11 protein-coding genes, 1 tRNA gene and 1 pseudogene are annotated in these 10,925 nt (G+C 32.5%); 1 reads left to right on the top strand and 12 read right to left on the bottom strand.

The window, feature by feature from the left end; all coding sequences use genetic code 11:
- From C8P67_RS21415 to C8P67_RS21425, 3 genes are all read right to left on the bottom strand, one after another.
- Positions 1-475: Arm DNA-binding domain-containing protein (locus C8P67_RS21415; RefSeq protein WP_245980565.1), on the bottom strand; the 475-nt coding region annotated here is incomplete at its 3' end.
- Between the two features lie 389 nt (positions 476-864).
- Positions 865-1,473, bottom strand: a complete 609-nt coding sequence (locus C8P67_RS21420) for a 50S ribosomal protein L25/general stress protein Ctc (RefSeq protein WP_115815241.1) — start codon at positions 1,471-1,473, stop codon at positions 865-867.
- A 115-nt stretch (positions 1,474-1,588) separates the two neighbouring features.
- The gene (locus C8P67_RS21425) at positions 1,589-2,530 is read right to left on the bottom strand and encodes a ribose-phosphate pyrophosphokinase (RefSeq protein WP_115815242.1); all 942 of its coding nucleotides are present in this window, start codon (positions 2,528-2,530) and stop codon (positions 1,589-1,591) included.
- 291 nt (positions 2,531-2,821) lie between these two features.
- Here C8P67_RS21425 and C8P67_RS21430 point away from each other — a divergent pair.
- Positions 2,822-2,901 (top strand) — tRNA-Leu (locus C8P67_RS21430).
- 1,023 nt (positions 2,902-3,924) lie between these two features.
- On the opposite strand, the gene C8P67_RS21435 is transcribed toward C8P67_RS21430, so the two are convergent.
- The 9 genes and pseudogenes from C8P67_RS21435 to C8P67_RS21470 all read right to left on the bottom strand — a co-directional run bounded on the left by C8P67_RS21435 (position 3,925) and on the right by C8P67_RS21470 (position 10,685).
- Positions 3,925-4,434 carry a hypothetical protein gene (locus C8P67_RS21435; RefSeq protein ID WP_115815243.1) on the bottom strand — a complete coding sequence of 170 codons (510 nt, stop codon included), beginning with the start codon at positions 4,432-4,434 and terminating at the stop codon, positions 3,925-3,927.
- A 103-nt stretch (positions 4,435-4,537) separates the two neighbouring features.
- The gene (locus tag C8P67_RS21440) at positions 4,538-5,182 is read right to left on the bottom strand and encodes a hypothetical protein (protein WP_115815244.1); all 645 of its coding nucleotides are present in this window, start codon (positions 5,180-5,182) and stop codon (positions 4,538-4,540) included.
- 3 nt (positions 5,183-5,185) lie between these two features.
- Positions 5,186-5,332, bottom strand: a complete 147-nt coding sequence (locus tag C8P67_RS22240; RefSeq protein WP_170141509.1) for a hypothetical protein — start codon at positions 5,330-5,332, stop codon at positions 5,186-5,188.
- A 60-nt stretch (positions 5,333-5,392) separates the two neighbouring features.
- A complete protein-coding gene (locus C8P67_RS21445) occupies positions 5,393-6,679 on the bottom strand; it encodes a hypothetical protein (RefSeq protein WP_115815245.1) in 1,287 nt (428 codons plus the stop codon).
- Positions 6,680-6,805: 126 nt separating this feature from the next.
- Positions 6,806-7,084, bottom strand: coding sequence for a helix-turn-helix domain-containing protein (locus C8P67_RS21450; protein ID WP_115815246.1), 279 nt, complete (start codon positions 7,082-7,084; stop codon positions 6,806-6,808).
- Positions 7,085-7,177: 93 nt separating this feature from the next.
- Positions 7,178-7,918 carry a hypothetical protein gene (locus C8P67_RS21455; RefSeq protein WP_115815247.1) on the bottom strand — a complete coding sequence of 247 codons (741 nt, stop codon included), beginning with the start codon at positions 7,916-7,918 and terminating at the stop codon, positions 7,178-7,180.
- A gap of 12 nt (positions 7,919-7,930) precedes the next feature.
- Positions 7,931-9,250, bottom strand: a complete 1,320-nt coding sequence (locus tag C8P67_RS21460) for a tyrosine-type recombinase/integrase (protein WP_115815248.1) — start codon at positions 9,248-9,250, stop codon at positions 7,931-7,933.
- A 163-nt stretch (positions 9,251-9,413) separates the two neighbouring features.
- A complete protein-coding gene (locus C8P67_RS21465; RefSeq protein WP_115815249.1) occupies positions 9,414-9,908 on the bottom strand; it encodes a hypothetical protein in 495 nt (164 codons plus the stop codon).
- Between the two features lie 26 nt (positions 9,909-9,934).
- A pseudogene (locus C8P67_RS21470) lies at positions 9,935-10,685 on the bottom strand (ISL3 family transposase).
- Positions 10,686-10,925: the final 240 nt, after the last annotated feature.

Here is a 10,925-nt window from a genome sequence, read left to right on the forward strand (position 1 = left end):
ATGATAATTCAAATTTCATTCTCGAATGAAAAAATGAGGGACTTTCAGTCCCTCGTAAAACAAACCTCTGCACTTTCAGTGCAGAGTGGTTTAGTTTTTTCTCAAAATCTAAAAGAAACTGTTCGAAGAATTTGAAAAAGGTCAGTTCTCCGCTTTCCATACCGAGAAAGGTATTTTTGAGTTGATCACTATTTACAGCTCCTTCGTTTTTTAGTATTTTAGAATAACATTCCTCAATATCCAAACGGATTCTATCAATCTTGTTGTTTATGCCTTGGGCTTCATGGCTTTTTCCTAAAACCCTACCATACTTCAAGTCCCAATTTGATGCGGAAATATCCAATTTTGTACTCAATGCAGACTGTTTACCATTTACGGTAATCCTGCACATAATTGCAACCATCCCGTTTTTCTTTGGGGCGTTCTTTTTAAGGTAAAACAATACCTTAAACGTTGATTTTTTTGTCGTTTTCATACTCACAATTCTTAATGTTAAAATTAAACCTATGTGAGCAACGAAACAATATGAAACACAATACAATTATCTGAAAAACAGTATTTTATTATAATTTTGTTGTTTTTTTAAGTAACGTTTTGGAACCTTACTTTTTCAAATCCTTGCTTTTTACTGCTTTTTATCTCATTACCAAAAATTATAAAATGACTGTAAAGCCTTTATTTCACTATCATTTTGCCTGTTTTTAATCTTTGATGTTTTTTTTGTAAAAACTTTTCTTAAAAAAATAAAAGATTTGGAAGGACAGCGGGAATCCATGCTTTCTGAAAATGCCTCATCTTTCGCTTCTACTCAAAAAAAAAGCACCAGTTGTGAAACTGATGCTTTTGATATAGATTGAAAAAGTATTATTTTTTCTTTTTTGCTGGAGCTTTTGCAGCTTTTGCAGCTTCTTGAGCAGCTTTCATAGCCGCACGAGAGATCTTCACTTGACAAATTACTGTATTGTCTGGGTGCATGATTTTGAAGTTTGGCGTTGGCACTTTAGTAACGTATAATTTGTTACCCATGTCAAGAGGTGTAATGTCAGCTTCAACGAAATCTGGAAGATTTTTTGGTAAAGCTTTAACTTTTAATTTACGGTTGTTCAAACGTAAATCTCCACCTGCCATAACTCCTTTTGAGTTACCAATGATTTTTACCGGAACTTCAATAGTGATTTCTTTGTCATCATGGATTTGAAAGAAGTCAATGTGTAAAATTTTGTCAGATACCGGGTGTACTTGGATATCTTGCAAAACTGCGTTGAAAGTTTTACCGTTTCCAAGCTCAATCACAACTGTGTGTGCGTTTGGAGTGTAAACCAAGTTTTTGAACGCTGCAGCGTCTGCTGAGAAGTGTACTGCTTGATTTCCTCCGTATAAAACGCAAGGAACCGCTCCAGCATTACGTAAGGCTTTAGTAGCTACTTTGCCCACGCTTTCTCTTTCTGATCCTTTAATTGTAATCGATTTCATTGTAAATATTTATAATAGTTATTAATTAAACTCTTTTTTAGTCCTTAGTGGTTAGTTTTTTAGTCCTTAGTAGCTGACTAATCACTAAGGACTAATCACTGGGGACTAAGAAAATCTACATTAAAAACTTCCCGCTGATGGAATTGTTGTGGTGTACCATGTGCATTACTTCGGCAAAAAGAGGTGCACAACTCACTACTCTAATTTTGTCGGATTGTTTTTTTAACGGAATAGAATCGGTTACGATTAGTTCCAATAATTTTGAATTCTCTATTTTTTCGTAAGCACCTCCTGATAAAATGGCGTGTGTACAGATTGCTCTCACGCTTAAGGCTCCTTTTTCGATCATTAAATCGGCAGCTTTCGCCAAAGTTCCTCCTGTGTCAATCATGTCATCTACTAAGATTACATGTTTGCCTTCAACGGTTCCAATAAGTTCCATTGTTTCAATAACATTAGCTGCTTTTCTTTGTTTGTAGCAGATTACTACTTCAGAATTTAAAAATTTAGAATAAGCATAAGCTCTTTTTGATCCTCCCATATCTGGTGAAGCAATTGTTAAATTCTCCAGCCCCAAACTTTCTACATATGGTAAAAAGATGGTGGATGCAAAAAGGTGATCTACTGGTTTCTCGAAGAAACCTTGTATTTGATCTGCATGCAGATCCATTGTCATTATTCGTGTTGCTCCAGCAGCATCTAGTAAATTGGCTACCAGTTTTGCTCCAATCGGCACTCTTGGTTTGTCTTTTCTGTCTTGTCTAGCCCAACCGAAGTATGGGATAACAGCTGTAATGTGTCTTGCTGATGCACGCTTTGCAGCATCAATCATTAATAACAGTTCCATTAAATTATCTGCAGTTGGAAAAGTAGAGCAAACGATAAATACGCGTAAACCTCTTATAGACTCTTCATAAGAAGGTTGGAATTCTCCATCGCTATAGGTTGACATGGTCATTTTTCCCAATGGAATTCCATATTCCTTTGCGATTTTCTCTGCAAGATACTCACTTTTTGAACAAGCAAAAATTTTAGCTTCTGGTTCTAGGTGTGACATTTAATTTGTTGTTTTTATTCCGCTGCGTTCCATACAGTTCGGCTAATGGCATTTGTCAATAGCATAAAAGTGTGTATCTGCCTCGGGTGTAGTTAGTTGTGTATATCGTTTTTAGCGAGGTGCAAATTTATAAAATTAATTCAACTCTGAAAGGAAAAATTTAAGTATTTTTATTAGAATGTTTAAAAATATTTTTTACATTTGCACCGTGTTAAAGGAAAAGATAATTGTTAATACATTTTGTCTCTTTATTGCGTTTGAAGTAATTGTTTATTATTTCAGTCTAGCTAAGCCCGGATGGCGGAATTGGTAGACGCGCTGGTCTCAAACACCTGTGGGAAACCGTGCCGGTTCGACTCCGGCTCCGGGTACTTAAAAAGTCTGTAATCACTTGTTTTTCAAGTATTACAGGCTTTTTTATTTTAGAGTTGCCCAACCATTGCCCAACCATTTTAAATTTCTGCTAAATATTATTATATAGATGCAGTTTTTTTAAATACTTAGTTTCATAATTCTTCTTCAAAATATATCGGAATTACATATTTACTATAAAATTGAAATATTTGTTTTCCCACTCTGGGGGAGTTTATTACTGGTTTTGATTTCGGGTTTAAAATCTTGCAACTTCTTAACTGTGCTTTAGTGATGCTAAGAGTTATAAATGATATGCTTTTAAGGTGTTGTTAAATCAGTTTCTAAATTTAGTTCCTTTTTAGGTAAACTTCTACACTTCTCTTCAAAGTGATTTAGTTTTGATAAACTACCTAATTTATAGTTGAAAATATTTTGTCTTTATTTTGATAATATAATCAGGGTGTAAGTAGTAGCTATTCTAAAAGGGTGATAAAGTTTAGGTTAGAGGTTTTTATACTCTCCAAATGATAACAGTCAGCTAGAATACTCTTTTATAGAACCTTTATTAAGGCCTTCTTTAATGTGTTTAACAAGTTGATTCAAGTTTTATTATTGTTGTGGAGGTTGTGGATGCGTTGTTTGATTTGAAATTGATTTACTCAAATGAGGTTTTCTAATAGTTAAGCGTAATAATGGTTTTAATATTTATCTGTTTTGTTGCAATGTTTTTTTATATTTGTAATGCAATAACTTCTGTTTTTTTCAATAAAACCAGTACTTCACAAATAAAAAATCCTTTATTAAACTTCAAAACAATTGAAATTTAATAAAGGAAAACGTTGCATTGCCCAAAAGTGGTGTCACTGCTTTTTAGATTCAGTATGCAACCTCTTGCACTGATCGGTTTTATACGTTTACAGTACCTTTTACCTATGTGATGAACTTGTGTACTGGGGTGTTATAATGTACTGTTTGAATTAAAAACAAATTTCAATATCAGTTAACGTCTAAGTCGATTTGATGGCTTAAAGGCTATGTTATTAGTTATTGCCTTTCGTGTCTCTTTTTTGTCTGTCTTCCTTGTCTCTTGCCTTTCTGTTCTCCCTTGCTCGGATAGGTGCTATTTGATGAGGGAACAACTCTTTTTTGATGGTTAGGCTTTTTGTTATCAGCTCAAAAGCAATATCAAATGTGATAACGCCCTCACGTGCCTTATTTGTTTCAGATACAAATCTTTCAATTGCTTCTTTAAATTTTAAATCGTTAATGTACAGATTTGGAATGTTTAATCTGCGTGTGTATCGCATTAATTCCTTTGAATCGATTTTGTTTTTTATCAAATAGATAGCAATAAAATTATAATACTGTTTATACTTCTTGATTCTTAAAGTCTCTCTATGGGAGTTAGTGAATGAGTTTAAACCTAAATCTCTTCGTGCCTGATAATACCTTTCCCTGGCCTCTACTAATGACTTTTTTTTCTTCACGGGATCTAACCAAGAAATTCGATTACCTTTTTCCGAAGCTTCTTTTCTTTTAGTTAATTTCATAATACTTTGTTTTTAAATTATTTCGATTTAAACAAACCCCTGAAGATAAGCGGAAAATCAACAGGGGTTCAAGTAATCAAACCAAATTCAATTTTTTAATTATTTAAAATATTGGGGTTTTTCGGAATAACTCCAAAACCTTTTTCTTGTTGAATGATAGTGTTGTGCCTCCTAAATGGATTGTATTCTCAAAGTATTGCATAAGGCTGTAGTATGTGGTGTTTCCTTTGTATTTACATAAAGCTTTATCTAAACTTTCCAATGACTTAAATGTCTTTTCGAATTCTAAATACAATTCGATTTCTTTCGGATCTGTTAAATAAATTTTATGGTTTTCAATAACATCGTCTTTTGATTTGTCCGAAACAAAATAAGTGCGGTCAGTTTCGTTATAAGAATATTTACTATAGTCAAAGTAAAGCCCTATTTGTTCTAAAACCTTTCTTACTTCCTCTTTAAAATGGTCAACAGTTCCTTGCTGTGCTTCTACTTGTTTACGTACAAAGTGCTTATTAACGTTTCCAACGGAAAAACAATTAGATGCAATTATATTCAAGAAAATCTCGGATACAGTTTGACCTCTGTCTGCTAGTAAAGATAAAGCCATTTTTTGATCCATTTTCCCAAGGTCTAAATTTTCAAATAGGGTATGTAATTCATTGAGTTTTGAGATATGTGATTGTAATTTTGATATTTCTGCTTCGGCTGTCGATTGATCTGAGCTAATCAATAATTTTTCTGTTTTCATAATTTAATTAAGTTTAAAGTTAAAAGCCTGTTCGGTTTCTTTTTCGGCTTCAATTCTTGCAAGGGCTTCTTTGCGCTCTTGCATTACTCCGTCCTGTACAATCTCATTGTATGTTTCAGGGAATTTTAATTTCAATTCTTCTTTTGTCATAATTTAAAATATTGTGCATCTCTGCGGGTTGTGATTCGAGAACTATTCTCGAATTTATTTTTATCCAAATAATTGGGGTTGATTTTGGGGATAAAGTCGCCTTTGCTTTATTTGTTGATTGCTATTGGCGTTTCGAATATTGTGAGCCAGTTCTTTTATTTGAATTTCAAAACTAGAGTTAAACCAAACCTTTGATAAGTATTGATTTTTGATTCTTTCAAATACCCCATTATCATTTTTGTAATAGTGTTTCAATCCGGAATGACTTAATAAAATACTGTCGTCTTTTTGCATCGAAATATCTACTTTGGTTATCCTGCAAAATGTTTTTTTAGCGACTTCCTTTTTACTCTCGTTTTCGTTATCCTTTTGGGTGCATATTCCACCTTTATATATATTGGAAACTGCACCGCTTTTTACATTCTCTTTATGTGTGGAAATTGCACCGGTTTTTAAATATTCCAGTTTGTCAAAAATGATTTTATCTAATTGCTTTTTTAGGTTATTTTCTACTTTATTGACAAGGCTGTAATACTTTGTTTTTTCTTTATTAAATCGATTCCTGTAACTATCTTGACTAATGTTAAACCAAGTTAGAGTGTTGAGATAATTAGTGATTTTTATTTGTTCCTTTCCGGTTAGGCTTTTAAAATCCGTTTCACAATCCAATAACAAAACCTTGTCAAATTCATTTTTTATTTCATTTGCCATTTTGAAATAACAATCAAAATTTAGTAAGTCATTTGCTGTGTAGATACCAAATTGATTGATGTATTTACTTTGTTTACTTTTTATTTCAAACCTGAATGTATTCATGTCTGAATATTGAGGGAATTGCAAGCCTTTGGCGTATGCCTTAATTATTTTGTAGAGGTTAATCGTTCCGTTTGGATTTGCTCTAAAACTCTTTTTACTAAATGCCAGTCCAACATCTGTTTTAAATTCGTTCTTTTCGTGGTATAGTATAAAGGCTATTAGTTTCTTTATGTCAATCGGGGATAAAACGTTTATACCGAACTCAATATTTACAACTTTCAAGAGTTTTAAGTCTATTTCAAAGGCTGTTTTAAGCTCTGAAATTGTTTTGATACAATCAACTATTTTAAAATCATTTGCGTTGTGCAGGTTGTTGTTAAAATAGTAATGCGGTTTAAAAAGTATGTCGATTCTATTTGAGTAAAAACAAAAGAAAATTCCTTTGTAGTGTTTTACGGTTTTGGTTTTAATTACTTCAAAATCAAACAAATTTATCTTGTCCTCACTTTTTACCCATTCTAGTAAATTATGGTTCTCTAGATAATTTATCAATGAAATATCTATAATGGAAAGTTTTAAAAAATCCAACATTTTACTATCTTTGAAAACGGTTTTACAATTGCCTTTGTGAAACTAACTTTTGAACAAAGTATAAGGGAGCGTGAACAACTCCCTTTTTTGTTGCTCTCAATGTTCCGATAAATTAAAATGATTGGTTTAGCCGTTTAAAGGTGTTAAACTTGCTTCTACTTCTGATCGTAGAAAATAAACACGTCCTGAAATTCCTAGAGGGCGTAACTTGCCGGACTTCTGCCAATTTGCGACTGTTGATATATCTACATCAAACATCTCGCTTACCTGTTTTCTAGTCAGATAATCATTTGGTTGTTTTGGTGCGAAATTTTTAAGGAAGTCTTCAAGTTGGGTTTTAATTTCCCCGCTTATTTGGTTTTGTAGTTCTTGTGGTGTTGTACCAATAAATTGAATTTGTGCCATCTTGCAAAGTATTTATTTGTTAATGCTTTGACAAAATTGATTCTATTTCGTTGGTACTACATTGCAGTACCGTACCGTTTAAGTACTAATTATTTAATCTGTTATAATATGTTTTATTTCGTCTTTAAATTCTTGACAAACTATTAAGTTATTTTTTTTACAATAGTCTAAAATCAATTCAATGTCTGTTTTTTTTCTTGTGTAAATATTTTTGTCTTTATATTTTAAACTCTCTTTTTTTGTGCCTAATGTTGAGGTTATATAAGGTCTAAAGCCTTTTTTATTGCCTAATATTTCTGCAACGTCTGGGGGGGTATTTTCTTTTAACATTTGTTGCATTTCACCAGTAGCAAACTTAACTCCGATTATAAACCAGTTTTCTTTTGTTTTGTCCTTATTTGGTTTTTCTATTGGGTTATCATTGGTTGAAACCGTTAATTGAAAACTTTTTTGTGAATGAAATCTTTTGAAATATTCATTTAGATTTATTTTCCAACTATCTTTTGCTTGTTTTAAAGCATCTCTGTTTTTTTGAATTTTGCCCCTTTCTTGAATTTGCTTCTCGCCATATTCCTGCGACTTATTTAGTTCTCTATCTTGTAAATCAATTTTTTTTTCAACTTTTTTGAAAGCGTGTTCAATTTCGTTAATTAAATTAAAAAATCTTTCGGGGTTGTAGTTTTTAGATCCTTTTTCAATAAAGTCTAATTTCTCCAGTCCGGATTTTTTAGAATAGTTTTTTACAAACTTTAATACTTCTTTTGAGTATTTACGCTCGTTAAAGTCTATGTTTAAGTCAAAATCAAAAGCCTTTTTTAAATCCTCATTTTCCATCATAAAATACTTTTAATTATCAGTTCCGTTTTTAATCAACTTCATTTCAGTTTTTTTGTCTTTGTTCAGGTCTTCATAGAATTTCATAAATAAATCAGCGTTGCTGTCTTTGTCCTCTCTTTGGTTTATGTAGGTCAAAAACAAACTTTCTTTTGAATGTCCAGTGATTCCGATTAGTACGGCTGTAGGTATTTTTTTGTAGTAATTCGTGGCAAATGAGCGTCTAAAACTATGTGAGGTTATCAATTTGTGTTTCTCATAAAATTTTAGCTCTTTACGTCCTGTTTTTGCATCAAATATTTTGCCCTCGGTAAGGGTTTCTATTTTTGCAATTTTGCAAACTTCCTTAATGTAAAGATTGAGTTTTTGAGTACTTATTTTATAAGGGAAACTGTTTTCTATTATGTCAATCACGTGAGGTGCAATGATGCCAATTGTAACCGCTTTTTTTGTTTTTTGCTGTATTATATCTAAATACATATTTCCGCCCTTATATCGAATGTCCTCTTTTGTGATATTCATTAAATCCCCGCCACGTTGCCCAATTTCGCAACCAATTAGCAACCATTTACGAGCGTTGTTGTATGCTTCGCTTTTTATGTCTGCGGTTCTTATGGTTTCCAATTCCTCAAAGGATAAAGTTTGTATAAATCGGTCTTCGTCACTTTCGGAAAAAATATTGATTTGTTTTGCATAAGCGTTAACCTGTATGCCTTTTTTTTCGGCTTCAATGCTAATAGTTTTAATGTTTGCAATATGTTTGGAGGCTGTATTTATTGCATACTTTTTTGTTTTGATTAGCCAGTTAGTCAGTTTGTCAACTAGATTTTCGTTTATGTCTATGAAATGGATTTTCTTTTTTGTTTTGGTTTCATATTCTGAAATTATGCTTTTTGTAGAAATAAAACTATTCTCTCTACTCTTTGATAAGCCTAATTTGTAACCTCCTTTGATTTTAACTTTTCGCGTACTTGAATTATCAATAATATCCTGAATGTAATTTACTATTAAGCCGGTGTCTGTTTTTTCAATACGTTCAAAGCAATCGTTTATTTTAGTTTCGAGCCATAAACCATCTATTAAAATGCTTCTTCCTAAATCGGTGTTGAGGTTGTCTAAAACAAAGGTTTCTAACTTTTTGAGGTTGTTAGATAATAGTTTGTTTTCGGGATTGTTTTGTTTGGGTAGGCTAGTTGCTTCGCTCCAGTCTTTTGGGTTAATTGTGAAGCCTGTATTTAACTCAAATACATTATCTCTATTGATTGATAAACGAATTTTGATAGAAACGTTTTTATTTGCCTTGCTTCTTAATCGGTATTGAATTGTTGCCATTTTAAAACTTTTGAACGTTGAACTTTTGAACACTTCAAAAATAATAAAAATTGTGGTACATTTTACAAAGTTGCCCAACCGTTGCCCAACCGTTTTAAGATTTCATTCTATTTTATTAAATTTTATTAGACAATGAAATTGTTTTTAAAACTCTGTAAAGTGTCTAAATATAAGGGTTTATTAATGATTTTTGCAGTATTTTTGGGTCTTTTGTAAAATTGCCTAATTGAGGGGATTCAACTCCGGCTCCGGGTACTTTAACGGAAAAGCTGTCATTTTTGACAGCTTTTTCTTTTTTAAGCCTTTCCGAACCCTTGCTATTTCTAGTCAAAACGTTGATTACTTCATTCACTTGAGTGGTTCGACAATCATCATTTCCAAAAATTAGTTTTTGAGTGAAAATTGAACCCGCCACAATTCTTTTCTCATCATAATCTCCATTATGAAACAACCTATCCATGTTAGTAAGCAACTCAAGACCTGAATCCACAAACGTTTTCATTGAATCCGTCTTGGTACTAAGAACCTCAATTTCATTGCTCACAACACCTAACTTTCCGTTTATACGTTCAATTATACTTTCGAATCTTTCTTTGTTAATGTCACCGCTTATAAGCTTATCCTCCGCATTTTCAATTTGAGACTTTAAAGGGATCAATACGAAAAGTTGTGGAGTATTAAAAATTAAGCATAAATATTAGTTAGCCTAAAAAGGAAATATTCAACATTTCGTACACCTCTGAACTTTGATCTAAACGCTTTTATTTTTGCATTGAAAGATTCCGCCGAAGCATTAGTACTTCTGTTGTCAAAGTAGTTTAAGATGGTTTGTAATTGTTCTAGAAATTGTATTGAAGGATTTAAATCCTGACTGATATACCTTTTCATGCCATTTGGCTAATTTTGCAAACCCAATGACTTTATCGATTGTATTCTCAAAGATCCCTCGAAGCTCTTGTGTAAGATTGTTTCCTTTATGGATATCAGGATACAACTCAAATAACAATGCAGCACGCTTTATTTGGTTTTGAGTCCATTTGGATTTGTTTTTATACAGGAAGTATCGGCTTCTGGCAAGTAATTGTCTAAGTGTATCTCCATTGGAAAGTGTTTTGAATTCGAACCTTGCATTTGACTTCTTGGCTTTCTCCATAGCTTCTGCAGCTAACTTTTGAACATGAAAACGGGCTGTGACACGGGCTGTGTTTGGGAAACATTTCTTGGCAATAAGTCCCATATTTCCTGCCATATCCAAAGTGATTTCCCTGACTAGTTTTCGCTGTTTAAGAGGGATTTTTTCAATAACTGAAATAACAGTTTCTGTCTTGGTTCCTGCAACCATTGCTACAATAGTTCCTTTTCTACCTTTGCCTGCTTTATTGGTTAAGATAGTGTAGAGTTTGCTATTAGAAAGAGAGATCTCGTCTATTGACAAACGTTTTCCAATATTTTTTGGAAAAAGAAGCCATTTTTTAGCATGTGCTTTTTGATTCCAAGTTTTAAAATCGCTTAAAAAATCCTTGTATTGATACTGTAAATTCCTGCCAGTTACTCCATAGAAAGAAGCAATGGCATTGCAGTCATTTGGACTGGAATCTATTGATTTCTTTTAAAAAAGACGCAAACTCCTGTGTTATACGAGTTCCGTCTGCTACTAGATTCCAATCTCTAAAAA

The sequence above is a fragment of the Flavobacterium aquicola genome (assembly GCF_003385115.1).
Classification (GTDB): Bacteria; Bacteroidota; Bacteroidia; order Flavobacteriales; family Flavobacteriaceae; genus Flavobacterium; species Flavobacterium aquicola.